This is a genomic window from Cryobacterium sp. Y11, from assembly GCF_002929535.1.
GTDB lineage: Bacteria > Actinomycetota > Actinomycetes > Actinomycetales > Microbacteriaceae > Cryobacterium.
Window position 1 is genome coordinate 36,606 of record NZ_PJJO01000048.1, and the last position, 24,209, is coordinate 60,814.

27 protein-coding genes and 1 pseudogene are annotated in these 24,209 nt (G+C 62.7%); 16 read left to right on the forward strand and 12 right to left on the reverse strand.

The window, feature by feature from the left end:
• Position 1 precedes the first annotated feature (1 nt).
• On the forward strand, positions 2-649 hold the full coding sequence (locus CXY75_RS03845; protein ID WP_104081532.1) for an FMN-dependent NADH-azoreductase: 648 nt from the start codon (positions 2-4) through the stop codon (positions 647-649).
• A 49-nt stretch (positions 650-698) separates the two neighbouring features.
• Here the strand turns inward: CXY75_RS03845 and CXY75_RS03850 are convergent, their stop codons facing one another.
• Positions 699-1,820, reverse strand: coding sequence for a hypothetical protein (locus CXY75_RS03850; protein ID WP_146069355.1), 1,122 nt, complete (start codon positions 1,818-1,820; stop codon positions 699-701).
• Positions 1,821-2,208: 388 nt separating this feature from the next.
• Between CXY75_RS03850 and CXY75_RS03855 the strand changes: the two genes are divergently transcribed.
• Together CXY75_RS03855 and CXY75_RS03860 are read left to right on the forward strand one after the other, a co-directional pair.
• Complete coding sequence (locus CXY75_RS03855) at positions 2,209-4,116, forward strand: HNH endonuclease signature motif containing protein (RefSeq protein ID WP_104081534.1); 1,908 nt, start codon at positions 2,209-2,211, stop codon at positions 4,114-4,116.
• An 80-nt stretch (positions 4,117-4,196) separates the two neighbouring features.
• A complete protein-coding gene (locus CXY75_RS03860) occupies positions 4,197-4,781 on the forward strand; it encodes a hypothetical protein (RefSeq protein WP_104081535.1) in 585 nt (194 codons plus the stop codon).
• 111 nt (positions 4,782-4,892) lie between these two features.
• Here the strand turns inward: CXY75_RS03860 and CXY75_RS19700 are convergent, their stop codons facing one another.
• Complete coding sequence (locus tag CXY75_RS19700) at positions 4,893-5,513, reverse strand: META domain-containing protein (protein ID WP_158251109.1); 621 nt, start codon at positions 5,511-5,513, stop codon at positions 4,893-4,895.
• Positions 5,514-6,057: 544 nt separating this feature from the next.
• On the opposite strand from CXY75_RS19700, the gene CXY75_RS03870 reads away from it, so the two are divergent.
• From CXY75_RS03870 to CXY75_RS03885, 4 genes are read left to right on the forward strand one after another with little or no spacing between them, the layout of a single operon-like run.
• Positions 6,058-6,696 carry a PadR family transcriptional regulator gene (locus CXY75_RS03870; RefSeq protein ID WP_104081537.1) on the forward strand — a complete coding sequence of 213 codons (639 nt, stop codon included), beginning with the start codon at positions 6,058-6,060 and terminating at the stop codon, positions 6,694-6,696.
• Positions 6,693-7,412 carry an ABC transporter ATP-binding protein gene (locus CXY75_RS03875; RefSeq protein WP_104081538.1) on the forward strand — a complete coding sequence of 240 codons (720 nt, stop codon included), beginning with the start codon at positions 6,693-6,695 and terminating at the stop codon, positions 7,410-7,412. The genes CXY75_RS03870 and CXY75_RS03875 overlap by 4 nt, the downstream gene beginning before the upstream one ends.
• Before the next feature lie 11 nt (positions 7,413-7,423).
• The gene (locus tag CXY75_RS03880) at positions 7,424-10,204 is read left to right on the forward strand and encodes an ABC transporter permease (protein WP_158251110.1); all 2,781 of its coding nucleotides are present in this window, start codon (positions 7,424-7,426) and stop codon (positions 10,202-10,204) included.
• Between the two features lie 46 nt (positions 10,205-10,250).
• The gene (locus CXY75_RS03885) at positions 10,251-10,925 is read left to right on the forward strand and encodes a hypothetical protein (protein ID WP_104081540.1); all 675 of its coding nucleotides are present in this window, start codon (positions 10,251-10,253) and stop codon (positions 10,923-10,925) included.
• Between the two features lie 82 nt (positions 10,926-11,007).
• On the opposite strand, the gene CXY75_RS03890 is transcribed toward CXY75_RS03885, so the two are convergent.
• The 3 genes from CXY75_RS03890 to CXY75_RS03900 all read right to left on the reverse strand — a co-directional run bounded on the left by CXY75_RS03890 (position 11,008) and on the right by CXY75_RS03900 (position 13,564).
• Positions 11,008-11,664, reverse strand: a complete 657-nt coding sequence (locus CXY75_RS03890; protein WP_146069356.1) for a hypothetical protein — start codon at positions 11,662-11,664, stop codon at positions 11,008-11,010.
• Between the two features lie 203 nt (positions 11,665-11,867).
• Complete coding sequence (locus tag CXY75_RS03895) at positions 11,868-12,521, reverse strand: YigZ family protein (protein WP_104081542.1); 654 nt, start codon at positions 12,519-12,521, stop codon at positions 11,868-11,870.
• 380 nt (positions 12,522-12,901) lie between these two features.
• Positions 12,902-13,564 carry a TetR/AcrR family transcriptional regulator gene (locus CXY75_RS03900; RefSeq protein WP_104081543.1) on the reverse strand — a complete coding sequence of 221 codons (663 nt, stop codon included), beginning with the start codon at positions 13,562-13,564 and terminating at the stop codon, positions 12,902-12,904.
• A gap of 115 nt (positions 13,565-13,679) precedes the next feature.
• On the opposite strand from CXY75_RS03900, the gene CXY75_RS03905 reads away from it, so the two are divergent.
• From CXY75_RS03905 to CXY75_RS20955, 3 genes are read left to right on the forward strand one after another with little or no spacing between them, the layout of a single operon-like run.
• A complete protein-coding gene (locus tag CXY75_RS03905; protein ID WP_233201721.1) occupies positions 13,680-13,976 on the forward strand; it encodes a DUF1905 domain-containing protein in 297 nt (98 codons plus the stop codon).
• Between the two features lie 42 nt (positions 13,977-14,018).
• Complete coding sequence (locus CXY75_RS03910; RefSeq protein ID WP_104081544.1) at positions 14,019-14,807, forward strand: alpha/beta fold hydrolase; 789 nt, start codon at positions 14,019-14,021, stop codon at positions 14,805-14,807.
• Between the two features lie 59 nt (positions 14,808-14,866).
• Positions 14,867-15,406, forward strand: coding sequence for a YciI family protein (locus CXY75_RS20955; RefSeq protein WP_369826663.1), 540 nt, complete (start codon positions 14,867-14,869; stop codon positions 15,404-15,406).
• On the opposite strand, the gene CXY75_RS19400 is transcribed toward CXY75_RS20955, so the two are convergent.
• Together CXY75_RS19400 and CXY75_RS03920 are read right to left on the reverse strand one after the other, a co-directional pair.
• Positions 15,339-15,773: a hypothetical protein gene (locus CXY75_RS19400; protein ID WP_146069357.1), complete on the reverse strand. Its 435-nt coding sequence runs from the start codon at positions 15,771-15,773 to the stop codon at positions 15,339-15,341. The two genes, CXY75_RS20955 and CXY75_RS19400, sit on opposite strands and share 68 nt — an antisense overlap.
• Positions 15,774-15,895: 122 nt before the next feature.
• Positions 15,896-16,189: pseudogene (locus CXY75_RS03920) on the reverse strand (IS3 family transposase); the annotation flags it as partial.
• Between the two features lie 212 nt (positions 16,190-16,401).
• Between CXY75_RS03920 and CXY75_RS03925 the strand changes: the two are divergent.
• Together CXY75_RS03925 and CXY75_RS03930 are read left to right on the forward strand one after the other, a co-directional pair.
• The gene (locus CXY75_RS03925; protein WP_104081546.1) at positions 16,402-16,809 is read left to right on the forward strand and encodes a hypothetical protein; all 408 of its coding nucleotides are present in this window, start codon (positions 16,402-16,404) and stop codon (positions 16,807-16,809) included.
• An 80-nt stretch (positions 16,810-16,889) separates the two neighbouring features.
• Entirely contained in the window at positions 16,890-17,144 is a 255-nt protein-coding gene (locus CXY75_RS03930) for a hypothetical protein (protein ID WP_146069358.1), read from the forward strand.
• 31 nt (positions 17,145-17,175) lie between these two features.
• On the opposite strand, the gene CXY75_RS03935 is transcribed toward CXY75_RS03930, so the two are convergent.
• From CXY75_RS03935 to CXY75_RS03945, 3 genes are all read right to left on the reverse strand, one after another.
• Entirely contained in the window at positions 17,176-17,676 is a 501-nt protein-coding gene (locus CXY75_RS03935) for a GNAT family N-acetyltransferase (protein ID WP_158251111.1), read from the reverse strand.
• A gap of 258 nt (positions 17,677-17,934) precedes the next feature.
• On the reverse strand, positions 17,935-18,645 hold the full coding sequence (locus tag CXY75_RS20360) for a hypothetical protein (protein ID WP_233201714.1): 711 nt from the start codon (positions 18,643-18,645) through the stop codon (positions 17,935-17,937).
• Positions 18,646-18,881: 236 nt separating this feature from the next.
• The gene (locus CXY75_RS03945; protein ID WP_104081549.1) at positions 18,882-19,433 is read right to left on the reverse strand and encodes a GNAT family N-acetyltransferase; all 552 of its coding nucleotides are present in this window, start codon (positions 19,431-19,433) and stop codon (positions 18,882-18,884) included.
• Between the two features lie 197 nt (positions 19,434-19,630).
• Here CXY75_RS03945 and CXY75_RS03950 point away from each other — a divergent pair, with 197 nt between their 5' ends.
• The 3 genes from CXY75_RS03950 to CXY75_RS03960 all read left to right on the forward strand — a co-directional run bounded on the left by CXY75_RS03950 (position 19,631) and on the right by CXY75_RS03960 (position 21,247).
• A complete protein-coding gene (locus CXY75_RS03950; RefSeq protein ID WP_104081550.1) occupies positions 19,631-20,098 on the forward strand; it encodes a prevent-host-death protein in 468 nt (155 codons plus the stop codon).
• 50 nt (positions 20,099-20,148) lie between these two features.
• Positions 20,149-20,436, forward strand: a complete 288-nt coding sequence (locus CXY75_RS03955; RefSeq protein WP_233201715.1) for a hypothetical protein — start codon at positions 20,149-20,151, stop codon at positions 20,434-20,436.
• A 178-nt stretch (positions 20,437-20,614) separates the two neighbouring features.
• Positions 20,615-21,247: a hypothetical protein gene (locus tag CXY75_RS03960; RefSeq protein WP_104081552.1), complete on the forward strand. Its 633-nt coding sequence runs from the start codon at positions 20,615-20,617 to the stop codon at positions 21,245-21,247.
• A 993-nt stretch (positions 21,248-22,240) separates the two neighbouring features.
• On the opposite strand, the gene CXY75_RS03970 is transcribed toward CXY75_RS03960, so the two are convergent.
• Together CXY75_RS03970 and CXY75_RS03975 are read right to left on the reverse strand one after the other, a co-directional pair.
• Positions 22,241-22,552: a hypothetical protein gene (locus CXY75_RS03970; RefSeq protein WP_104081554.1), complete on the reverse strand. Its 312-nt coding sequence runs from the start codon at positions 22,550-22,552 to the stop codon at positions 22,241-22,243.
• Positions 22,553-23,309: 757 nt separating this feature from the next.
• Positions 23,310-23,711, reverse strand: coding sequence for a hypothetical protein (locus CXY75_RS03975; RefSeq protein WP_134553983.1), 402 nt, complete (start codon positions 23,709-23,711; stop codon positions 23,310-23,312).
• Positions 23,712-23,929: 218 nt separating this feature from the next.
• Between CXY75_RS03975 and CXY75_RS03980 the strand changes: the two genes are divergently transcribed.
• Positions 23,930-24,199 carry a luciferase family protein gene (locus CXY75_RS03980; protein WP_104081556.1) on the forward strand — a complete coding sequence of 90 codons (270 nt, stop codon included), beginning with the start codon at positions 23,930-23,932 and terminating at the stop codon, positions 24,197-24,199.
• Positions 24,200-24,209: the final 10 nt, after the last annotated feature.

Here is a 24,209-nt window from a genome sequence, read left to right on the forward strand (position 1 = left end):
CATGCCCACACTGTTGCATCTTGACTCGTCCGCCGACCTGACGACCTCGCGCTCGCGCGCGATTACCGCTACCTTCGCCGATGCCTGGCGCAGCCTCGGCGCCGACCACACCGTCATTCACCGTGACCTGCATCGCGAGCCGCTGCCCCACCTGACGGATGCCGCGCTGCACTTTCCGCCCCGGCTGCGCCCGGAGGGTGCCAGTCCCAGCGCTGAGCAGGAAGCGCTGCAGCAGCAACTCATCGCAGAACTCGTCGCGGCCGATGTGCTAGTGATCGGTGTCCCGCTCTACAACTACTCGATGCCATCGACCTTGAAGGCGTGGATCGACTACATCCACCTGCCGGCAGTGACCGCTTCATTTGACGATCCCGCCACACAGCAGCCGCTGGCCGCACGCCCGGCCGTGCTGATCTCGACCCGCGGCGGGGTCTATGACTCGGGAACCGCCACCGAGTTCGACGACCACGCGCTTCCCGCGCTTCGCCTCATTCTGGGCAACGCCCTTGGAATGACGGTCGAAACCATCGTGGCCACCCGCACACTCAGCGAACGATTCGGTGCCCCCGCCGACGAGGTCGCCAAGCAACACGCCGAACTGGCCGCCGCCCACGAATCCGCGGCCCAGACCGCCCGCCGCCTGGGCTGATTCGATCTCAAACGGCAGACCGCTGGATGCGGTGGACGGAACGCCGACTTCATTCCAAAGCGGATGCGACGTGCCCGGCTAGCTCCAGTACCTGGTCCCGGTCGGGGGCTTCAATCGGCCGTTGGCCGTTGATGAACGTGCCCAGTCGCACCCAATCATCGCCGACAATGAAGTCGACCGCGCAGGCCGAGACCGCACCGATCGGGCACAAAAGGTAGGCCGGTTCGGTGACTCCCGCGACGCTCACAACCTCGTGGTTCTTCCATACGCCGCTCTGCACCTGGGCGGGATCAAAGGCCCACGCACCGTGCGGCAGCATTTCCAGGTTGGCAAGGGACACGTCCGAACCGGCCGGGCCCACGATGCAGCGCGTCACACCAGCGAGTGTTGCCGCTCCGGTCATGACGCCCCAGCCGCCGCTGTGATAGGTGGTGTACACGGGCAGCTCGGCCGACCGGAAGACGGACTGCACGGTCGCAGCGGGCAGGATTATGTCGCAGTCGGTGCGTGCAGCGACTGCGACAACGGCTGGCGCAGTGTTCGAGGCCGCGGCGGTGGAGACCCGTTCGGCGACCGTGTTCAATATCGGCGAGACGAGCGCCAGAACGTCGGCGTCGGATGCCGGATCGGCAACGTTCGCCCCCTGCAGAAACACCTCGATCCAGGCCTCACCGACGACGATGTTAGAGGTGCACAGGCTGGCGTGCGCGAAACAGGTCGTGCCGGACGAGTCTCCAAACGGCTGGGCGTCACCGAGCGGATGATCCCCGACATGCAATTCGATCTGCGCGGCCGTGGCATCGGGCAGTACCTGTACGGTCAGTTCGTCATATGCCGGATTGGGAATGCCAGCGACGGGCGCGTCGTCATTGCCCCAGGTGCAGTTCACCCCACCGGTGTTTTGCACGGCATATTTCACCGGGGACACGGATGGCGCCCAGTTCGATCGCGGTTCGTAGTCGTTCGCACCGAAAAGAGTCTCCAGCTCGACGCTCGACACCAAGTCGGCGCAGGTCACGTCGAACCGCGAAGCGGGCGCTGACGAGAGCTCGGCTGCTGGTGCTGTCGTCGATGGCGTTGGCTCCGAGGCGGCTGGCGTTGCCGGGCTCGAACACCCCGTCAGCGCAAGGATTAAGGCAACGGTAATCGGAACGACGCTTTTTTTCCCCATGCTGGCAACGTACCAACACGTGCGGACATACCGCCAATCAGCGGCCGGCAGCCCGAGCTCAAGGCGAGCCGCATCTGGGATATTGCCGCTGGACTTTGAACGGGAGAGTGGCGGCATCCGCTGTTTTGTCGAGGGCTCGCCTGCGACACAGGTTCCATGAGTAGGAGCAACGGTTGGGGAGCATTCGTGACGAAGAATCGCTCACTTCTTCGAAAGCGCACGCAGGACATCAAACCGTTGTGGCCGTGAAACGGCTTGTGCTGTCGAGGGGAAGCGACAGCGAAGTTGACGAAAATTGAACCAGTCAGTCAATTTTGTTCCCGAAAATCTCTCTGAGCATCTCTCGCTTTTATATTCGATTTCCGGTAGAATCGTTGTGAAGGAGGCAATGGCGCCCATGTTCATGGAAAACCCCGGTGAGGCCAGTTCGAACCCCGTCATTGTGGCGGTGGAGCAGGCTCGGGATGCGTTGTTGGCGGCGTTGGGTGGGGTGTCATTCGGGTCGCTGGGCGATGAAGAATCTCTGAGCATGTTGCTCGCGCTAGAGAGTGTCGGCCGGGTTGTCGATGGGGCCCGGGTAGTCTCCACGACGGATGTGCTGCGCCGCTCCGAATATTTCGATGTGGCCATGGCGAAAGCTACTGCCAAGGAGGTCGCCGCAGAGAAATTCACGGCGAAGACTGCTGCGGCGACGTTTCCGGCGGTGATGAGCACCGAGCAGGGTGATGCGGCCGCGGCGGGTGCGGTGTCGCTGGCGCGCCGGCTCGGCTGCCGCAGTGGCCTCGTGCTGGTCTGCACCCTGGCGCGGTTGTCGCGCAGTGAGGTGCGGCAGCGTGCGAGCCTGGGCAAGACTGCGGGTGAGCGGATGCTGCTCGGCCGGCCCCTCGCGCCGACCTACCCCGTCGTCGGTGAGGCATTGCAGGGCGGGGAGCTCGGTGTAGAGCAGGCCCGGGTAATCGTGAAGGTTCTCGACGAACTGCGCCCCTCCGTCCTGGTCGATGACCTCGACCGCGTGGAACGTTCCCTGGTGGCGAGTGGGTCCGGGGCCATCACGCCCGAAACCGAAGCACTCCCCGGCGCCGGCATTGCCTTCGCGCCAGAGCTGCTGCGGCAGCAAGGCATTGCGTGGCAGGCGCGCCTCGCGCCCGACGGGTGCGCGCCCGGCGAGTCCACCGCCGAACGACGCAGCTGGTTCGCCTTCGGTGGGCTGGCGAACGGCGGCTACAGCCTGAACGGCTGGATGACTACCCTTGACCGCGCCATTATCGGCACGGTTTTCGACGCGTACCTCTCCTCCGCTGCCGCAAACCCGGTTCCCGGAGCCGCTCCGCGTGCTACGGTCGCGTTTCGCGAGACCGAGCCGTGCGAACGGTCCGATGCGGACAGCACGGACAGCACGAACAGCACCGGCAGCCATGACTCCGATGGCAGCCATGGCAGTGCCAGCGACGTCCTCGCGACTGGCGCCAACGCTGACGGTGGCGAGCAGGCCGCAAACGACGCTCAGGCCGAGCGCTGCGAAAGTGGCGAGCAGGCCGAGGGACAGCACGCCCAGAACGAGCAGGCCGACGGCCAGAAAGGCCAGAAAGGCCAGAAAGGCCAGAACGGCCAGAACATCCAGAACGAAGGCTGCGACGAGCAGACCGGAGCAAACGCGGGCCAGGTACTCAGCCCCTGCCCGCAGGAACCGGGCGACACTCGATCGATCGGTGAGAAGCAGGCAGGCATCCTCCGCGCGGTGTTCGAAGCGGCTGCCCGGCAGCCAGGCACCCCGACGATGGGCGGGGCGGCACCGACGGTGCTGGTGCACATCAATATCAACGACCTGCTCGCTGGGCGCGGAGCCGGCTGGATCGACGGCATCGACGGTCCCCTCACCGTGAAACAAGTCGATGAACTCATCTGCGCCGGCGGGTATCAACCCATACTGTTCGGCCACAACGGCAAAATTCTGCACCTCGGCAGCACCAATCGATTCTTCAACGCCACCCAACGCCGAGCATTGGCCGCCCGCGATGGCGGCTGCATCATCCCTGGCTGCACCGTGCCACCCCAATTCACACAGGTACATCACCTGAAAGGCTGGCGCCAGGGCGGACCCACCGATATCGACAACGCCGTTCTCCTCTGCAACCCAGCGCATGCCAGTATCGAAACCTCGGGCTGGGACATCGACATGAAAGACGGCCGCCCCTGGGTCCGCGGCCCCCTCATCTTCGACCCCACCCAAACGTGGCGGCCCGGCGGTCAAAACCGCGCCGCCACACCCGCCGAGAAACCAAACTGGGAAAAGTAGGTCCACCCCGAGCTGGCGGGTCGATCGCTCGTTCCTCGCGCCTCGACCAGCGAGTGGCTGTTTGCGCTTGACTGGGTGCCATGACTGGCACACTGATTCTTGGCGGGACGGGCTGGCTCGGTCGCGAGATCGCCGAGCAGCTGGTGGCGCACGGCGACGACGTGACCTGCCTGGCCCGAGGCGAGTCAGGAGCTGTCCCCGACGGCGTGACGTTTATCCGATTTGACCGGCGAACACCCGGCGCCTACGACCTGGCCGCCTGGCTAATCGGTGCCGGAAATCGAGGCCTCACCGGCATCTACAACGCCGTTGGCAGCGAACATGATCTCTCCACGGTTCTGCTGGCGGCCGCCAAGGTGGCCGGCCATACTGGCAACCTCATCTCGGTCGACGATGACTGGCTGATCGAACACAACGTCAACTATTGGGCCGGACCCCGCTCGCTGCCCTTATGGCTTCCCCGTAGTGACTCCGCCTTTGCGCAGCGCAGCCGCAGTCGATTCGTCGCCGCTGGAGGAACCGAGCGAAACCTGAAGGAAGTCCTTGAGGACGTTCTTGCTGACGAACGAAAGCGCGGACTCGACCGGCAGCGCCGATCAGGCGTCACTCGAGAAGAAGAGAACCTTCTTCTGAATGAAATCGCACGGCAGATAGCGAGTGACTAGAGCGGCGTTGGTGATCGGTCACTGCAGTCTCAAGTCGATACTGGGCCTGGCACAAATCGATAGGGGCCAGTTCGCGGTTTCTTCCAATCGTGATCGAATCGTGCGTGACGGTTAGTCGCGCTTGAGCTGTCCCAGCTCTGCCCCGCCTGCATCCAGTAGCCGCAGCACTCCGTCGTCGAGGCTGGCCAATCGGGCCTGCGCCACCCACGATGGCACTGGCGCGCCCTCGCACGCCATCAAGGTCGAGGCGCCAGCCGTGGCCAGGAGCGCTCCCTGCCCGTCGACGGCCCAGCGGCCCTGGCCGCCATTGCAGCCATCGGAGCCGGCCCAGGTACCGTCCGCTGCGAAAAGTACGTGCGGATCGGTTGTGCTGCTGGCTGAAACCGGGACCCACCGCCCGACCAGGTCGTCGGACGTTGCCGGGGTGAGCTCTGGCGCCAGGGAGACTGGTTGTCGCAACGTCTCGCGCATCGCCGCGGTGATGACGGGTGGCTGGGTGTAGAGCTCTGCCGCAGTCGGGATCGCCTCGGGATTGCCATCGATGGTGAGGGTAGCGACTACCGCACCGTTCGCATCGGTGAGTTCCCAGCCCGCACCGGCGGCCCGATACCCGGTGACGGATTCGAGCCAGGCCACTCGCGGCAGGGTCGCTCCCGTGACGCACTCACCGCTGGCGGCGTACGTCGAAGCAAGAAACAGGGTTTCGCTCGCCCGCCACGAACCGTCGATCATTCCGCAGTCTCGCCAGAGCTGGAACTCCGGTGCGTCCAACCGCAACCAGGTGTCGGGTTTTTCGTCTGCTGCGCCCGAGACGCGCCAGATGTTGACCAATCCAATCGCGGCAGATTCCGCGCTGGTGGGAGGGCTGGCCGGGGGTGGTGAATCTAGCGTGGGACCAATGTCCCCACGTGGGGCCGGCGCGCAGGCCGTCAGCGTGAGGACCAACACGGCCGCCAGGCTTGCAACCACACGCCCGCGTCGCCGTTTGGTTGCGTACCAAGTCGACCAAAACCGCTCTCGCCCTCGACTGGTCGCCCCCGTCAAGGCGGTTCCGTTCGCAATTTTTAACCTAGTCCCCATGTGTTTGATCATGGCCGAGTGTCAGCGGGATTGTCCAATGCAGCAGATGCTCCTACCGGACGTGAAAAGAAACCTCTCCTGCCTGCGTGTATCCGTTGCATCAGATAAGACTGCTCCTCAAACAGTTCGATGTATAGATGTCGAGTGTGTATATACTCGACATGCAAACACCGCGTAGGTGAATAGAGGAGTTGTCGTGTCGGTACGTCAGAGCATTCTTGCCATTCTTGATCAAGGGTCGAGCTATGGGTATCGGCTGCGCGCCGAGTTCGAGCGACGCACCGGCTCGACTTGGCCGATCAATGTCGGTCAGATCTACAACACGTTGGAGCGCCTGGAACGCGACGGCCTGATCGTGAAGGGTGACACCGACACCGACGGGCACGTGTTCTACTCAATCACCGGTGCGGGCCACGCCGAGGTGATTGCGTGGCTGCGTTCCCCGGTGCCGCGCCCGGCGACGACTCGAGACGAACTCGCGATCAAGCTGGCTGTTGCCGTGACCCTGCCGGGTGTTGATATTGCTGAAATCGTTCGGGTGCAGCGGATGTCCACGATGACGACCCTGCAGCAGCTCACCCGGGCGAAGAACAGCGGCGATGACCCCGAATCCACCGACGAACTCGCCTGGCTGCTCGTGATCGACTCGTTGATCTTTCAAGCTGAGGCGGAGATTCGCTGGCTGGACCACTCCAGCTCCCGGCTAGCCCAGGCAAAATCCCGGGGATTGGCGGCGAGCGAACCGCTCGCCGAGCCGCGCAGGCGTGGTCGGCCAGCGCGAACCGACTTGCCCACGACTGCCCAAGCTGCGGCTGACGGGGCGGCCGTGCGATGAGCGCCGAGCTGTTGCGCCTCGACGGTGTGTCGCGTCAATACGGACACGGCGAAACCGCCGTCACCGCGCTGGCCGGAATCGATTTGACCATCGTGCCGGGCGAGATGGTGGCCGTGATGGGTTCCTCGGGCTCGGGTAAATCGACCCTGCTCACCATCGCGGGCGGCCTGACCACACCGACCTCGGGTGAGGTCGTCATTGATGGCCAATGGATCAGCGCCATGACCGCCAAGCAGCTCGCGGTTCTGCGCCGCCGCACCCTGGGCTTCGTCTTTCAGGATTTCAATCTGATTCCCGCCCTGACCGCCCTCGAAAACGTCACGCTGCCCCTGGAACTGGACAGTTGGCGCAGCCGCGACTCGCGACGCGCCGGTCTCGACGCCCTCGCCTCCGTCGACCTGGCAAGCCGGGCCGGGAACTACCCTGATGATCTCTCGGGAGGCCAGCAGCAACGCGTCGCGATTGCCCGCGCCATCGTCGGCACGCGCAAGCTGATCCTGGCCGATGAACCCACCGGCGCCCTGGACAGCCACACCGGCGAAGTCGTGCTGCGGATGCTGCGGCACCGTGTCGACGCCGGTGCCGGCGCGATTTTGGTCACCCACGATGCCCGGCACGCCGCCTGGGCCGATCGCATCGTCTACCTCGAAGACGGTCGCATCGTGGGCCAAACGTCGACCGGATCAGCCGAAGAGCTCCTCGAAGCTGGCCGCTAATGCCCGGCCGTATGAGGGGTCGCAGCCGCATCGCGCCGTTTCGTGCCGCCCTGAGATTCGCCCGGCGCGATGCGTGGGCCGCGAAGGGGCGCAGCGCACTGATCATTGCCATGGTCGCCATTCCCGTCGCCGGTCTCAGCGGCGTTGCCCTGGTTGGGTTGAGCATGGTGCCCACCGCCGACGAGACGATAGCCGCCGCGCTCGGCCAGGCCGACGCTCGCATTAATATCGTCAGCAGCCCCGATCCGTCGATGATTCAGAGCCCCTCGCGGCCCGACTGGTATCAGGTCGACCTGGACTCGTCCGGCGTGCCGGTCAACTCGCAGCCGGATGGTGCCCTGGTCGATCCGGCCACCCTAGTTTCAGCTGATTCGACTCTCATCGCCCTGCGTTCGGCCGACGTGACGATAGAAACCGCGACCGGTATCACCGGGATGCCCGCAGTCGAGGGCGAGACCTGGAACGCCGGTTTCGAACCCAAGTACGTTCTCCTCGACGGGCGCGCGCCCGAGGCCAACGATGAAATCCTGGTCACTGCTGCCGCCCTTGACCGGCTCGGCGTGCGAATCGGCGACGGGGCAACCTTGCTCGATCCAGAACGCTCAGTCACCGTGGTCGGTGTGCAGGATGCCGCGGAATTTCCCGACTCCCAACCTGTCGTCTTCGGCCGTCTCGGTGCGTTCACGGGCGACACCGAGCAACGAGTGAGCCAGGACGATTTCTACCTCTTCGGCCACGTTCTGGATTGGCCGGCCGTGCAGCAGCTGAACCAGTCGGGGGCCGTCGTTCTGTCGCGGTCGGTGCTGCTGAAGCCTCCGCCAGCTGGCAGCTACCAGCTGCAGACATCCACTGAATTGCAGGGGGTTGCGACCACGGTCGTGACGCTGACGGCAGCGGGCGTTGCCTTTGCCGTACTGGAGGTTGTACTGCTGGCCGGCGCAGCCTTCACCGTCGGTGCCCGGCAACAGCAGCGCATGCTGGCGACCGTCGCGAGCGTCGGCGGCCACCGGCGCACCCTCTTTCATATTGTTACCGCGAGTGGTCTCGTGCTCGGATTCGCCGGAGGTATTGTCGGTGCCGCGATCGGCGTTCTCGCTGGCTCGCTGTTCATGGCGATCACCGGTGACGGCAGCGCCGTGCAGTACTGGGGCTACCACCTGTCGATCCCCATTCTGGTCGGCATCGCCCTCTTCGCGATGGTGATCGGCTGGATCGCCGCGCTGCTACCGGCCTGGAGGGCATCGCGCATGGACGTGCTGGCCGCGCTGCGCGGAGCACGGCGTGCCCAGACCGTGCGCCACACCGGGCGACGCTGGATCGGACTATCGATCATTGTGGCCGGAGTCGCCATGACAGCGGGCGGCGCGCTCGCGGGGGCTGCGAGTTTTGCCGCGCCCGGCAAGATCGGTAACAGTTCGCTTTATCAACTGTCCATCATGCTCGTGCTGGCCGGTCCGGTGCTGGCGCAGGTGGGGGCGCTCCTTGTGGCGCCGCGCATCCTCGCGGTTGTCGCTGCCCTCGTGGCTCGCCTCGGCATGGGGGCTCGGCTGGCCGCCCGTGATTCCGTGCGCAACCGGTCCCGCTCGTTGCCCGTACTCGCGGCGATCATGACCACGGTATTTCTCGGCACTATGCTGCTGGCCTTCTTCGGTGGCGCCGATGAATCCAACAGGGCAACCTACGAACGGTGGAACGCCGAGGGTCAGATCATGGTGGACCTGAACGGCTGGACGGACGAGAATACGCAGGTCATCTATCCGATTGCACCCGAAGTGACGAGGATGCTCCGTGCGCAGTTCGGCGCGGAGAAAATCAGCGTCCTGTCCGGTGTGCGGCCGGCGTCACCCGGAGTAACGGACACCTCACCCAAGCCGCTACTCGCATTGCGCCCCGAGGTTCGGTGTGAACTCGTGAGCGGTTCGAACCCGGCCGGCGCCTGCGACGCACCATTCTGGTTGTTCTCGAACGGAACTGAACCCCAGATATGGACCGGAACCGTCGACGACCTTGCACTGATTCTTGATAAGAAAGTCTCCGCAGACGCCCAGCGTGCGTTGCGCGCTGGGGGAGCGGTCTCCCTCTACTCCGAGTATGTGCAGGATGACGGGACTATCCAGATCGAGTGGATGTCGGCATCCACTTCTATCGGCGCAAACCAAGAGGCGACGCCCCTGTCGACCACGACGATCGATGCTGTGGTGCAGGAGCCGGCGCATCCGATTCATTTCAGTGTCTTCATGCTGGAATCAACCGCGACAGCGCACGGCCTGGAGCCAGTCACATACCGAGTGCTCGCCTCCCTGTCCGCGCCTATAAAAGACGCAGATTACGGCCAGCTGTGGGGATCCCTGCGCTCTCTCACGGGCGGCACCGACCTCCTAGCCCGCTACGAGGCGGGGCCAGGTAGCACGATTGGAACCGCAGGATGGGCGTTGGTGGCTGTCGCTGCACTGGTCGCCTTCGGCGCGGCAGCTGTCGCGCTGGGACTCGCCCGGGTCGATGGCCGGCGCGATGACGTGACCCTGAGCGCGGTGGGCGCCCATCCGGGCCTGCGCCGCAGCGTCGCGTTCTGGCAAGCCGTGTTGCTCACCGGCACCGGAGCTGTTCTGGGCGGAATCCTCGGCTTGCTGGGTCCCACGATGCTGGGGCTGGTCGGCCTGCTGCCCTTTGCACCACCGTGGCCACAGGTAGCCTTGCTCGTTCTTGGGCTTCCCGTGATCATCGCGGTCGGCAGCTGGCTCATGACTCGCCCGGCGTACTTCGACGAACGCCTGCAACGCACGCTCGCCTAACCGCAGTAAAGGTGGACACTGCGAGCGGGCTGAGTACGCTGGGACCATGGTCGACACAAAGACGTTGAGTGGCCCTGAAACGGATGCCCCACTCACCTGGTTCATCGGGGGAGCGTTGCTGCTTGCAACGGTGATCGTCGGCGTGGTCCAGCCAGCGATTTCCCAGATCGTCTTCGGGGGCAGCATCCGAACGGTGTTGTTCAGTGTGGCCCTGCTGTTCTTCGCCTGGGGAATTCACCGTTCGGGCAGCGTCACGGCCCGCCGCCCACTCGGGACCACCGCGCTGACGGCGCTCGCCGCCTGGCTGCTTTTGGGATCGGTGTTTGAGGGCGTCATCGCCGAAAGCTTTTCGAACGATCCCGCGCCGGGGGCACTGCAGGTCTTTAGCTACCTTGACTCGTTCGTGCGATTCGCCTTGGCGTTCGTCGCCGTCATGCAGATCGCTCGCGCTGGCGTCGTGCCGGCGCCGTGGAACTGGGCGCCGGCGTGGGTCGTGGGGGCAGCATCCGCTTCGTGGCTGGTGATGGCCATCGTGGCCGTTGGTACTTCCCAGGACTACGTCATCTTCACGATGCTCTTATTAAGTGTGGACGGGCTCGTGCGCGTCGGCGGCACCGTGTTGCTTGGGGTGCTCGCGATTGTGCTCGCGGATCGAGCACGTCGCCCGAAGACTGTCACGGCGGCACGGGTTGCCAACCCGTTGCGGGCGGACGCCGAGTAATCTCCCATGCCGTTTCATGGATGAGGTGGCTTGGACGCTTGGGCCGTGAGCCAGGCGGACCGGTCGCGGTGTGATCACTGACCTAGGTGAGCGAGAAGAGAAAAATCGGCGCGACGATCCGGGTGATATCGCTTGACCCCTGATCGGATTGGGCAATGACGCCGTAAGGCAATTCCATCCCGACGTCGGCGATGATGCCCGGGAATGACGTTGGCAGGTCGAGCGCCACGGAGCGCTGGCCGAACGCATCGTCAACGTGCACGCGGTTCGCATCTTGCCCGCTCGCGACAAAATCAAACGAATCTCCGACGCTTGTGCCGTCGACCGAGGCGATGGCGAGGCCGCCGTCTGTGGTGGCCGCCGTCACCCAAACGCTGAATGCGGGCTTATAGAGGCTTACCGCCCCGGTGGGCATTGCCTCGCTCGAGTACCGGTTTACCACGATGTCGAACCCACCCCACGACGTCCCCTCCATCTCGGGGTAGTGATTCGAGCCGTCTTGGTGATGCGTGGTCAGGGGCTCGCCGAGTATCTCGATGGCGGCAGCAACGGCTTCGTCACCGTTCTCGGAATATCGAAGCGCGAGAAGCACGGTGCCGTTCTCATCGACGACGTCGGTCGTCTCCGCTCCAAGACGGATGCTGGTGGGCTCGGCTGGTGCCGTCGCTTCGGACGAAACCGGGTTGACAGATGGGGGAGTAACGGGCGGCGTGCCCGCGCAGGCAGACAATGAAGCCACCAAAACGATCATGGAGATCACAGCGAGTGGTTTACGGATAGCGTCCCCCCAAAATAGTCAAGGTGAACAAATTCTCCTCACCCACGACTCACGCTATCGTGCTGTGAAGAAATCCATATCGTTTGCGCCCCACTCGGGACCGGCGCCAAACGAGGCGACTATCGTCACGATCCACACGGCCAACGGCCGCGCCGGCAACCGGATTACCGTTCGACGTCGACCCATTCGTGGCCGAGAGACTCCAATTCCGCAGTTCCGGCCGTGACGTGGGCGACGATCGCGGCGAGCCGCGTGGCGTCGTCATCGGCAATCTGCAACACCGCCTCACGCCCATAGTCCGTGCGCAGGACGAGCACCCCACGCTGGCGCAACTCGGCCTCGATGCGGCCGGCATTCGCGTGGGCCAGGGCCAGCGTGAACAGTTCACGGCGTTCGCGCTCCACGACTAGTCTCTGGGAATGAGCAGCGTCGATCGCGGTCAGAACGGCCTCCGAGTATGCGCGCACGAGGCCGCCGGCCCCGAGAAGCGTGCCACCGAAATAGCGGGTGACGACGGCCACGCAGTCGACGAAGCCGCGCCCGGACAGCGCCTCGAGCATGGGTCGACCCGCAGTTCCCGACGGTTCACCATCGTCATTGGTACGCCGCACCTGATCGGGAGTTCCGGTCGGTCCGAGTACGAATGCCGAGCAGTGGTGGCGAGCGCTGAAGTGCTCCTTACGGGCATCGTCAATCGCAGCCCGCGCAGCATTCTCTGTCTCGGTTCTAACTAGGCGGCAGAGAAATTTGGATCGTTTTACTTCGATCTCGGCGTCAACGCGGCTGCCGACGCCGCCGTACAAGGTGAGATCGGCCATACGTCTAGTCTCGCGCATCCGTCCGCAGGCACCTGCGCTAACGCTGGGCTGGGCAGGGGAGTGGGGTGGAGTTCCTATCTCCGCTCGCGAGGACGTTGGCGCATCGGTGGTCGCTTTCGCTGACGCGCCCGAGCACCCAATTCCACCGTCGGCAGCATACTTATGGCCATCATTCTGTGTACCATTTATCCCCCCTTCACCGGGCATTTTCTCGGGCGGGTGTTATGGGAATCGAGCGTTCCCGGAACTATGTGGAACGTCTTCGATGCTCCGTCAGTGTTCGGGTGTCTCGGTGGTTGTCCGGCTTGCGGGCTGCAGGGCTACGCGAAAAGCTCCGCTGTTCTTGCTGGATGAAAGCAGTCCGGTGGGTGTATCCGAATTTATCGTCTTCCGTGTGCGGCAAGGAAAAACCGAACGCCTTCGGCGACGTGACTGTGGAGCTGGGCTGTGTTCGGTATAGCTGCATCACCGAGCAGCATGGCCTCGTTGAGCGGCGCGGACATTATCAGCCAGTTGAACTGTGATGCGGTGACGGACGGGTCGTCAATCTCGAGCAGGCCGCGATCGGCCAGGCGCTCGAAAACCATTGCGAGTGCTGACGTTGCCCGCTGTGGCCCGCTCTCGTAGAGTGCCGTTGCTAGTGCGGGAAACCTGCCGACCTCGCCGATGACGAGCCGCCGAAGCTGCAGCAGCCGCGGGGTCATGACGATGGCAAGCTGCCGTTCGGCGTAGCTCTGGAGATAGTTCGCTAGTTCCGTCTCATCTGCAGGATCGGGGACCTCGTTGTGCACGCGGTCACCCGCCTCGTTTGTCATGGTCGTCACTAGCTCGACGAATAGCGCCTCTTTGCTGCCGAAGTGTTTATAGACAGTCTGTTTCGACACCCCGGACTGAGCGGCCAATTCGTCCATGTTTGTACCGAGGTAGCCACCCTTGAGGAATGCATCCTCCGCTGCGCCAAGGATCGCTTGACGCTTAAGCGCCGATCGTTGGCCACCCTCGGGCGCACCCGACGCAAGGTTCCGTGCGGTGGCCTGTGCCATGGACAATCCCATTCAGGGTCGGGTATTGCTTGATTTCGCGTACTGCACAGTCTAGTCTTTGCCTATAGTACTGAACGGTCTAGTCTGATCAGCGGTTTAGGGAGTATTGACTATCGTGATTGCTTCAGAAGATTCCTCCCGGCACATCGACGCTGTGTTCAGCGCTGTGATTCGCAGGAATATCGGTCCTAGCGGCTGGACCATCGTGGTCATGCTGGACTCAGGCGAGTTCTTCGGTACCCGGAAGCCGGTCAAGGTAGCCGGCACCATGGACGGTCATGCCTTTCACGCGACACTGCTGCCTGTGGGAGCTGGCACGCACATGGTGCCGATCAAAGCTGAGCTGCGAAAAGTCGTCGGCAAAGACGAGGGTGATCAGGTGATCGTGCACCTACGACAGCGACTGAGCTGACAATGACAACCGATAGGGCACACACAGACAAGGAACATTCGCATGAGTGAATTCGTAACAACATCCGAGGGCGATCGGGTCGCCTTCGACCGACGGGGATCCGGTCCCGCGCTGATCTTTATTGCCGGAGCCGGACCCTTCCGGGCCATCGACCCGTCAACAACGACGACCGAGGAGTTGGCGGCACAGTTAGGCATCAGGACGATCGTCTATGACCGCTTGGGTCGCGGCGAAAGCATGGTTGACGGGCGGATCGACCTCGAGCGGGAACTTGCTGCTGTTGTGGCGCTTCTCGAAATCGCTGGCGGAAGTGCTGTATTGTGTGGGCACTCCTCCGGCTGCTCGATCGCTTTGGCGGCTGCCGTATCAGGCCTGCCGGTCGACGGACTTGTCCTCTGGGAGGCACCGCTTGGGCCACAGGACGGCGAGGCGCGGGAGTGGGCCGACGAAGTGGACCGACGAATCTCCGCAGGTGACCTTGAGGGTGCCTTGATCCACTACATGAAAGACATGCCGCCGGAGTTCCTCGCCGGTGTGCGCACCTCTCCGATGTGGCCGGGCCTGGTTGCCCAAGTTGGTAGCCTCCGCCCCGACGGGGAATCGCTCGCGTGGGCCGAGTCTGCGCCGCTCCCAGAATTGTTTGCCAGCATCAGGGTTCCCGTTGAGGTGCTGATTGGTGAGGAGACTTTCCCGGTGATGATCACGGCGGCCGACGCGATCGTCGCGGCGATACCCGGTGCGACACAGAAGCGGATGGCAGGCGCCAACCACTCGTGGGAGCCCGGGCCGATGGCCGTCGAACTTGCCGCGTTCGTCACATCGTCGAAATGACATCCATGCACGTTGAGATAAGCCACCGTATCGAAGGAGAGGTCCATTGATATTTCCTGCTGACGCTTTACAACAATGCCAACACGATAGCAGCCATCGAAGGTCCTGATCGGGAGGAGTTCCGAAAGGTTCACGACGACACCCAGAAAGAGCTCACGGCCGAGGGAGCGCTCATCGACAACAGCGAGTTGAGCGTGGTCGAGGCAACGGTCGTCCGCACACACGAAGGAGCGACGACCCGCACCGATGGCCCATTCACGGAAGGCCAGGACTTTGTCGGTGGCTACTACCTGATCGAGTGCGGTCATCTTGAGCGAGCCGCCGAACTCGCCGGTCGATTCGTCGAGGCGAGGTTCGCACCGATAAAGTGCGCGCCCCCGTGCATGGCTGATCGAAAACCACTTCGTCCTCAGCACCGCCCGCTCAGGGTTCGGCTTATGGGACGATGCGGTGGCAGGGTCAGGTCGTTCAGCTGGGAAGGCCAGGCAGCGTTGAGCCCTCAGTACCCGCGGGGTCCACGGGACGAACACCTTAGGGAAGCGTTATCTCCCGAAGCTGCTGGCCTACTGCCTTCCAGCCGCCCAGTTGCTGCTGAGTGATAGGACGTTCCGGGCTCGTAGCCCAGTCTTCGACGTCCCTTCCGCCGATAGATTTCGCCAAATACCTTATGACGCCCTTCTTCGACTCGGTGGACATCGCAGCACCCGTCTGCTCAGCGCCTGGAACGTCGGCGATTTCCGTGAGGTACGCCTGGGCGAACCAGTCAGCGGCTTCAGCACGTAAGTACGCGCTCGTCAGTGAGGTGTACCAGCGAGAGATAAATTCTCCGTAGGGTGCTGAATTCGTCATGAAACCGTCGCCGCTGAAGAGGAGTTCCCGGACTCTTTTAGGGGTTAGCCCTCTCGCTGCAAGGAGGGCGCCGTCGATATCTCCTCGGTCTACGAGTTTACCAAGTTCGTTGCTCATCACACCCATCCGTTACTGATACGGCCACCCGAAGACGTCGGCACGGCGACGGTCCCCCCTTGTCTACCCACGTGAGTTGCTGCGGGCATTTCGAACAGCGGAATTAGTGGACTCTTCCGCGTTGCCAATGTTGGCTGTTGATAACCATAGTGGACGTCACTAAAGTCGGCGGTAACCCGGCGCGGAGTGCCGGCGTCGGCTGTTGTCGAAGCCTTCTACATACCGGATGACATCGCTGCGGGCCTGTGATTTCGTCGCGTATGCGGTGCGGTAAACGCGTTCGTTCTTGAGCATCGAGAAAAACTTTCGGCCAAACTGTTGTCCCAACACGCCGGGCGGCCCATCGAGGAGCGCAACCGGAGGCTGGTCACCAGCGCCCGGAACTCGGCCGACGTGAAAACGCTGCCGCGGTCCTGACCGCGTCGGCAATTTCCGTGTGTACGGTGCGGCGCAGTGGCTGCGGGAGAGCTTCTGGGCCGCGACAGGAATTGTGCCCCGCGACCCCAACAAATCCACCCGAAGGTGCATCTAGCACGCGATCCCGTAGGACGTTCCCTATAAGATGCGGCTGCGAGTCTCACTGGAGGTGTCGCTACCGGTTCAATCCGATACTGGATACTCTGAGCCCATGTCGCCCAAGGTTGCCGGTTGGTTCGGAATGGCTGCCGCCGCCGTGATTGCAGCTGCCGCGGGGTTCCTGATCGCCAACGCGGCGACGAGTATTCTTGGTGCGTTGGTTCTGGTCGGCGCCACCATCTTCTTTTCCATCGCTGCGGTGTGGACGCTGCGGAAGACTTGGGCCGACACAGTGTGGCCACCGGGAGTGCCCACCAGCGCGTCCCGGCTTCGACGCAGACAGCGCATCGGGGCCATCGTTCAGTGCGTTCTGTCACCACTCATGATTGCCTTAAGCGTCGTCCTCATCGTCGCTGGGAGCACCTGGGCGGTCGTCTACATTCTCCTCGGGGTGATAAATGGTGTGATAGCGCTGTGGACCCTCAAGGTTTTGCGCGACTCCGCGCCGAGATCTGAGTGATCACAGATCTCGAGGCGGACCCGCATATTGAAGACCGGGCTCGCGAGGCACTCGTAAGTGGCCGGTGTACAGTCCAAGCCATGTCCTCGCTCATTCAGCAGAGAATGGCAATAGAGCGTATCCGCACCCCCGCCATCGCGTGGACGCTATTCGGCGGGATTTGGGGGCTGCTTGCACTCGCCCAAGTGGTCGTGGGAACGGAGCCGACGCGAGCGGCCGTGTTCTTCGGTATCACGGGAGGGATAATCATCGTCGGGTTCGTCAAATTGAGGCGGTACCGTCGGGCAATTGCAGCGTTTACCGCCGAGAACGGCGTAGAGGCTGGCAAGCGCTGACGGACCCCCGGCCGTCCCATTAGGCGTTCGGCTAACGGGCGCTCAACCCATGTAAATCGAGGACATACGCCTGGGTCGGGCGTCTCAACAGAGAATGCTGGAATGGTTCACCCAGCTGTCTCCATCCCATTTTCTCGTAGAGGTGCACCGCCGCATGGTGATCGGCGAGTACGTGGAGTACGGATTGGTCGTAGCCCCGTAGGGCTAGCTGGGTGGTGAGAGCCATGAGCAGACTTGCACCGAGCCTGCGACCTTGAGCGTCCGGAGCGACGGCGAGGAGGCCGACCACCGGCGCGGCCGGCGGATCACCCACCAGACCGCTGCCCGGTTTTGTGGCGAGCCCGAATCCGACGATTCCTGTGGATGTGTCCTCGGCCACGATCCAACACTCTGAGTCGTCGAATTTCGGTCGCGCGCGCTCTGCTACGCCGACGACTGCCGCGCCGTCGCGCGCGAGGCAAGCTGCGACCCACAGTGAAAGACATTCCTCTGTATCCGCCTCATCCCCGTCGCGATATTCAATCTTGCTCATTGCGCCCGGATTCTTCATGCGTCGAGTTTCTCACCCGGTTTGGTAACGGAAGAATCGCGTCTCGTTCCAATTCCCGTATGGGGTTCCGCTTACGGGCAACTCGCCCCGCCAATCGACTTGAGCGGAATCACGTTTCAACGGGCCCGCTGGAGGTCCGGCTTGCGGGCATCAGATCGCGTGGATGATCACGGCCGACGCAGAGTTCGTACCGAAGACAGCTACACCTCATGGGTGCGTTGCTTCCTTCCCTCCGCCCGGTCAGTGCAGCGGCGATGTCGAACCGCTGATGGAGATGGTGTTGCCCCCGCGCTCGCCCCTGAATCGGTACTCGCCCCAGCGGATCGATTGCGACTGCTCGTGCTCGACTGCGGCCCAATCCCATCCGGTAATAGCAGGCGAGTCGGCGCCGCATTGGGGCGGGTAGGACTCCATGATCGTCGTGCAGAACACCGGTCCGTCTCCGTCATCGAGCACCATGCCGGCGAACGATTCCTCGGCGGGGCCGCTCAACGCGATCAGCAGCGCGAGGATCGCGAGCGCGAGGGCGACCGGTGTCATCGCATACCGCTCCGGTTTGGACCGGGAGATCGCATTCATCAGCACGCCGAGGGTGAGGTATCCAAAGACCACCCAGATCCCCACTGTCGAGAACGCGTTCGGAAACACGTCAGCGACACCCGCCCGGTCGAGGGCGAGCAGGGCGATGAACCCGTAGATCAGGATGGAGACGCCGGAGGCGATCCGATACCCGAGCGGCAGCACGCCGGGATGCTGCCCGCCCCACGCGAATCGTCCCCACGGCGCACCGAAGGCGAGGGAAAGCTGGAAGAGAATCAGCAGTCCAATCAGTGTGACGAAGGCGATGGCGGCGATCACGGATGCAAGCATACGGGGCGCGCAGGTCAACCCACCCTTGCCAGCAGGGAGCACCTCTGCCGCGCTGTGCTTGGGTGCGCTGCCAATATGCACGCAACTGATCAACCGAAGGGACCCCAGCAGAGCCGAGATCGATCAGCTAACTAATGCGTGGCGAGAAGAGGGCGCCCACTCTATGGCGGTGCGATTGAGCACTACGCTGACGCGATCATCGTCCCACTGTTGTCACCAGCGTTCGTCCCGGTGAGCGTTCCCAACTGACACGGCATCGGTTCCTCTTTCCACCGCCCGCCTCGTTCCGTGCAACGCACTATCGACTCTGGGCCCTTTTAATCGACGAACCCAGCCCATAGATCCTTCGTGATGGCGTAGTCGACGTTGCCTTGATCGGAACCGGGAATCGGGCCAGCAATTCCCTCGCGCCGAGTGCCTAAATAGGTCAGGCCCAGTCGACTCATTACCGCTCGAGATCCTGCGTTGACCGCCATCGTTTCGGCGAAAATTTGGGTCAGCCCCATGTCGTCGAAGCCGTATGCGAGCAGTGCGGCGGCACCTTCAGAGGCCAATCCTTGGCGCCAGAAATCCGGTAACAGTCGATACCCCAGTTCTGCTTGTCCTCGCTCGTCATTGTCCTCCAGCGTGAGGAGCCACCAGCCGACGAAGTCTGCTCCAGCAAAACCTGCCCAGAAACCGAGACCGTTTCGCGCTTCGTCGATACGTTCTTGATGGTGTTTCTCAACTTCCAATCGCTCCCGCGGTTCGCCAGTACCGAGGTAACGCATGACGTCGGGATGTGCGTCCAGGGTGACCTCGAATTCGAGGTGCTCCTCTCCCAAGGGAACAAGAGTCAACCGTTTGGTCTGAAGAGTGCGTTGGATCATCTCCTGACTATTGCAGCCAGGCATGTCCAGGGCCAATCTGACCGCGGGCGGCCAACGTAAACGCCCGCGATGGCCACCAACTGCTCGTTCATTTTGGCCAGCAACGTCCCGTTGAGGGTTGGCGGACTCAGTCGGTCGTTCCCCCTGCGGTCACATCTGGGATTGAATTCAGAACACGTTCGGAATAGAGTGACTCTATGACGACAACACTCAACCTCGCGGGGCAACGCATCGTGCAATCCTCAGAGCTGTCCCGCAACTCGGCAGCAGTTTTCGCTGCCGCGGAGGAAGCGCCTGTCGAAGTCTCTCGGCGTGATGGCGAATCCCTGATCCTCACGACCAAGCGGGAGGCAGCTGCCCACGAGCGGATCCTCGAGATCGCCGCGCAGCTAATCGCTGTGTCGCTGGACGACAACGGCACGTTGGAGGACCGCCTCGCACGCCCTTTCCCATGGATTAAACTTCTCAGCGTTCAGGATCAGCGCACATGCGCAAGGGACATCATCGACACTGCCCGCGGTGCCTTCGTCGTCAATCAGCCCGGGCGGATACTCACGGAGATCAAGGCCTGGCAGAACACTGCGGAAGCGGTCGCTGCCGGCTGGGGCCAGGATAAACCAGAGTGGCTGCGCGAACCGGTGACGGTCACGAAGCCCCGCCTCTAGTGCCTCCGAAGAAGGGTTTTGTTGCTCGGCCACTCAAATCGACAGAATTCGTGATCGAGCACGCCACGAGTCAAGCTGCCGCTGGATGGCGCGACATCGTCGCAACGCAGAAAAGCTCCGCCGCGGATGCCTGGGACCGGCTCACGAAGGCCCCCAACCAATCAGATCCCAAGTGCCACCAGCTCAAGGGCCAACTGGCAACTGTTGTTCGCGACGGCACCGCCCACGATCAATGGCAGTACGAACTCTCGGGTGGGGCACGCATCTGGTTCTACATTGATGGCAAAACAGTAAAGATTGTCAACGTGTTCACGAAGCACCCCAACCAAACGAAGTAGGTGCCGGCGTTCACGACCGCCACCTCAACAACTTTCCATCACCCGTCCCGTGAGAGGTTCCCCATGCGGACGTCCCGTCTGTCGCGAACATTGCGTTCCCTGCAGACGATCTCCGACCGTTCTCTGCGTTCACGCGTCTTCACTAGAGTGAGCATGACCACCGGGAGAAGGGGCAACGATGCAATACACCGTGTCGCGTCATCGCTGGCTCGCGCTGGCCGCAATAGGGCTGTGCGCGGCGGTCGCGTTGAGTGGCTGCGCGGCACCTGTTCCACTCTCGGATGGGTCGCAGATCGAGGCGGAGATGCTGCCGCTAAAGGATTCTTTGGTAATCGACGAGCAGTTGCGGGAGGAGTTAGCGTTGCCTCCAGTCGATTTAAAGACGAGGCAATGGCTCGATCGACTGCAGGGTGAACTGATGGGGGACGCGAACTTTGGTTCTCCGGCGATTTCGCCGGATCGAAGCACGGTCACTATTGTTTGGTACGGCGCGCCCAGTGCGCGGCTTAGAGAGTTGGTCGCTGAGGCCCCGGAGAAGCTGACCGTGGTCATCCAGCCAGCCGTGTTTCGGCCGGCCGAGTTGAACGAACTCGCCCAGAGGGCAGTGACCACTCAAGGGCTGGTTCCGGGCGTGCAAGTAGCTATGAGCAGTGCCGCCCCGGACGCGGCCGGGGTAACGATCGGAATCGTCGAGCTTCCCGCTGGGCGCACCCTCGATCAACTCGGCACTGCGTACGGGCAGGCATTGAAGCGACTTGATGTCCCGATTACCGTGGAAGTCAGTGGCATGCTTGTGCCATTCAACAGCTGAGCAACAAGGGTTCCCCAGCGATCGTTCGGTTTCTTACGTCAGCGCAATCACCGTGCTTGAGAAGAGAACCTCAACGCGAGACTGCCCGTCGCAAGAATCGATGTGCGAAGTAGGCCAGAGCGAAGAGGCTGAGGATCCCCAACGCCCACGTCCCCGGGTATCCCAGGAAAGGGCCGCTGACACAGGTGCTCACCGCACCCGATTCCGCTGCGTAGTCCTTGCACTCGCCTACGGTAAGTCCGAAGAGCAAGACGTTGACCACGACGACAAGCAGGCTCGCGATGACCCATCGCGTCCTCGGCTCAGGTTTCCGCAGCGTTGTCGACATGCCGAAAGACTAGTCCCCGCTCTGCCCAGATGCCCGCCGTTAGGGCATCGAGACCGAATTGTGCGTCGCGGAAAGACGAGGTGGAGTACCCCGGTTCCGGCGACACTCCCTGACAGTTTCGTGTAGTGCTGCGACGGGAAGGCGCCGCGGCCGAGCGCGCGACGTGAGCAACGCAACGTCGAGCGAACGTGGCTCGACGCGGCAAGAGTCGTCATTCAGCAGAAAATGGCAATCGACCGTATCCGCACGTCCGCGATTGTGTAGGCGCTGTTCGGCGGGTTAGGGGCACTGCTTGCAATCGCCAATCGCCAATGGGTTGTGGGAACGGAGCCGACCCGAGCGGCCGTGTACTTCGGCGTCGCGGGAGGGTTGATTATCGTCGGGCTCGTCAAATTGAGGCGATATCGTCGGGCACTGGCGGCGTTTACCGTCGAGAACGGCGTAGATGCTGGCGAGCGTTGATGGAATTCCGGTCGTCCCATTGGGGGTTCCTCTTGTGGATGTTTGTACAACGGTCACGACAGCGCCGAGAAGCCTGAATCAGCAGCCTCGTTGGGAGGGATTGGCTCTCGAACGAGCCGGCTGGAAAGAGGCAGTCCCGCGATCGATGAACGTGGCCGCCATACCCACGATGCGACCGCCAATAAGAATGGGGCGCCGCCGGATTACTTCGATTCGAAGAAGGGCGAATCTGCCGGCCAAAGTTCTCCGCCCATATCCGTCTGGGCCGTCAGGAGATCTTTGGGGTTTTCGCTTCCAACAACCCACAGGTCACCGACGAGGAAAAGGCCAGTCTCGGGGCTGGCCGCGTTGAGTTGCAGGAGACCGTCCAAATCGGCTTGAGTAGCGAAAGTATTCAGACCGTTTTCACTGTTGCGGCACACGCCCGATTCAAACGAACCGGACATGACGTTCTCCGTGACTACCCATTCACAGGGCAGACCCGTAGCGATGTAGGCCTCGTGCAGTTCATCCAAGGTGAGCGTCCCTTTAGGAGCGACAGTATCCGGCGCTGTCGTTTGGGTTTCTGGCGTTGCTACGGCGGTCTCGGATGATTCCGGCAGTGACGACGCTGTGCAGCCTGCGAGAGCGGCGACGACGATCGTTATAACGGCTAACGCAAGTGACGTGCGGATGGTGACCCCCAGAGCAGATGAGGACGCCTTGAGCGCCCGACTCAGTTAAGACACTATCGCGCCATCAATGTTGGCGGCGCTGCGGTGGCGACATTGTCGCCGCGGGTTAGCCAGCTCCGACTGACTAGAGGCGAACCATGTCCCGTAGAGCGTTCCCCAAACGAAACGGATGAAAGTCGCCGATCGACCGTTTGCGTGTCCCACTCGCCGTCCGGCTTGCGGGACGCGCAAAACGGATCACCTGACAGCACCATGCCTAAGCAGCTATGTCGTCAAACGCTCATTCATTTCGGGCGAAGGTCCCAGACCGAGGCTGACGAATAATTTTCCACGTTTGTGGGGTAAACCGGATACTGAGGCGCCTCGGCGCACGTTCGCTGAAAGTGCTGATCTTGGGTTGCAGGCTGGTAACGCTGATTTATCCACGGTGGAGAAATGCGAGGAGGACATTTCGCTCGATCTCGGGCGGTCTCAGTTAGGGCTTGGACATCGGTCAACAGCCTGTCACCGCGCACAGTGGCCTCAAGGTTCGGATTCGCTGCCGAAGGGATCGAACGGCAACAGCTTCGCTACAGAAGCGTGCGCTTACGCGCGCCGGTCAGCGTGGCTTTTCGTCGGTAGTGGGAATGACGACTACGCCAACGCCTAGGATCGTGTGGCAGTCGAATCCGGCGTTGTTCTCTTCCCGGTCGAGCTGCCAGTAGGCTCGGCCGAACCGGTCGCAAATGAGGCCGCCCACGTCGCCTGCGACCGTCGTATAGCGGATAGTGCCCTCGGCATCCGTCTCGGTTTCCCCCATCGCTCCCTTTGCCGGCCCGGTGTCGATGATCGGGTCGGGCGTTGGCGTGGGGATCGGGACTGTCGTTGGGCTCGCTGGCGGCATGGCCGGCGGAGCAGTGGTGGGGAAGGTGCAGCCTGCCAAGAGAAGGGCGCCAATCAGCGCGACCCCCGCGACGCTCAGCTGACGGAGCGACATCGTGCAGGATGAGAGGCGAGGCATAGCACTTTCGTGTCTTGAGTAGTCATCAGAATAAGCCGTGACCGCTACGCAACCACGTACTCTCAGCTTGCCAAAGGACGCCGAGCAGCGCGAGTCGGCTGTTCGGAGGACACGGCCTCGTCATCGTCTTAAACCGCGATGGCCTGAGCCAGTTGAACGCGCTTTAACTGCAGGTGGGTACGTGGGGCGTTCCCAAGTGCGCAGTCTTTCTGGAAGTCATGCCTTCCGAACGCGCCCCGGAAACTTCCCTAGCCCCCAATCAACGCCTTGAACCCGTTCATATCCACGGCGTCTCGGACACGAGCCTGCACCTCTGCCTTCCAGCGTCACGAGGGAAGGAGCTCACCGCACAGGTGTGGGCGGAGCCACACCCGTACGAGGATTTCGGAACAGAGTTCATGATCTACGGACCCCGCACCGAGGAAGAACTCGGCATTGTTCTTAGCATCGTCGACGAAAGCTTGGTTTTCGCGCGCACCGGTAACTAAGAGAGCATCG

What these genes read in the sequence shown, in the direction of transcription:
- CXY75_RS03845 (WP_104081532.1), top strand. Translation starts at nt 2, where the DNA reads ATGCCCACACTGTTGCATCTTGACTCGTCCGCCGACCTGACGACCTCG.
- CXY75_RS03850 (WP_146069355.1), bottom strand. Translation starts at nt 1,820, where the DNA reads ATGGGGAAAAAAAGCGTCGTTCCGATTACCGTTGCCTTAATCCTTGCG.
- CXY75_RS03855 (WP_104081534.1), top strand. Translation starts at nt 2,209, where the DNA reads ATGGCGCCCATGTTCATGGAAAACCCCGGTGAGGCCAGTTCGAACCCC.
- CXY75_RS03860 (WP_104081535.1), top strand. Translation starts at nt 4,197, where the DNA reads ATGACTGGCACACTGATTCTTGGCGGGACGGGCTGGCTCGGTCGCGAG.
- CXY75_RS19700 (WP_158251109.1), bottom strand. Translation starts at nt 5,513, where the DNA reads ATGATCGACGGTTCGTGGCGGGCGAGCGAAACCCTGTTTCTTGCTTCG.
- CXY75_RS03875 (WP_104081538.1), top strand. Translation starts at nt 6,693, where the DNA reads ATGAGCGCCGAGCTGTTGCGCCTCGACGGTGTGTCGCGTCAATACGGA.
- CXY75_RS03880 (WP_158251110.1), top strand. Translation starts at nt 7,424, where the DNA reads ATGAGGGGTCGCAGCCGCATCGCGCCGTTTCGTGCCGCCCTGAGATTC.
- CXY75_RS03885 (WP_104081540.1), top strand. Translation starts at nt 10,251, where the DNA reads ATGGTCGACACAAAGACGTTGAGTGGCCCTGAAACGGATGCCCCACTC.
- CXY75_RS03895 (WP_104081542.1), bottom strand. Translation starts at nt 12,521, where the DNA reads ATGGCCGATCTCACCTTGTACGGCGGCGTCGGCAGCCGCGTTGACGCC.
- CXY75_RS03900 (WP_104081543.1), bottom strand. Translation starts at nt 13,564, where the DNA reads ATGGCACAGGCCACCGCACGGAACCTTGCGTCGGGTGCGCCCGAGGGT.
- CXY75_RS03910 (WP_104081544.1), top strand. Translation starts at nt 14,019, where the DNA reads ATGAGTGAATTCGTAACAACATCCGAGGGCGATCGGGTCGCCTTCGAC.
- CXY75_RS19400 (WP_146069357.1), bottom strand. Translation starts at nt 15,773, where the DNA reads ATGAGCAACGAACTTGGTAAACTCGTAGACCGAGGAGATATCGACGGC.
- CXY75_RS03925 (WP_104081546.1), top strand. Translation starts at nt 16,402, where the DNA reads ATGTCGCCCAAGGTTGCCGGTTGGTTCGGAATGGCTGCCGCCGCCGTG.
- CXY75_RS03930 (WP_146069358.1), top strand. Translation starts at nt 16,890, where the DNA reads ATGTCCTCGCTCATTCAGCAGAGAATGGCAATAGAGCGTATCCGCACC.
- CXY75_RS03935 (WP_158251111.1), bottom strand. Translation starts at nt 17,676, where the DNA reads ATGAGCAAGATTGAATATCGCGACGGGGATGAGGCGGATACAGAGGAA.
- CXY75_RS03945 (WP_104081549.1), bottom strand. Translation starts at nt 19,433, where the DNA reads ATGATCCAACGCACTCTTCAGACCAAACGGTTGACTCTTGTTCCCTTG.
- CXY75_RS03950 (WP_104081550.1), top strand. Translation starts at nt 19,631, where the DNA reads ATGACGACAACACTCAACCTCGCGGGGCAACGCATCGTGCAATCCTCA.
- CXY75_RS03960 (WP_104081552.1), top strand. Translation starts at nt 20,615, where the DNA reads ATGCAATACACCGTGTCGCGTCATCGCTGGCTCGCGCTGGCCGCAATA.
- CXY75_RS03975 (WP_134553983.1), bottom strand. Translation starts at nt 23,711, where the DNA reads ATGCCTCGCCTCTCATCCTGCACGATGTCGCTCCGTCAGCTGAGCGTC.
- CXY75_RS03980 (WP_104081556.1), top strand. Translation starts at nt 23,930, where the DNA reads ATGCCTTCCGAACGCGCCCCGGAAACTTCCCTAGCCCCCAATCAACGC.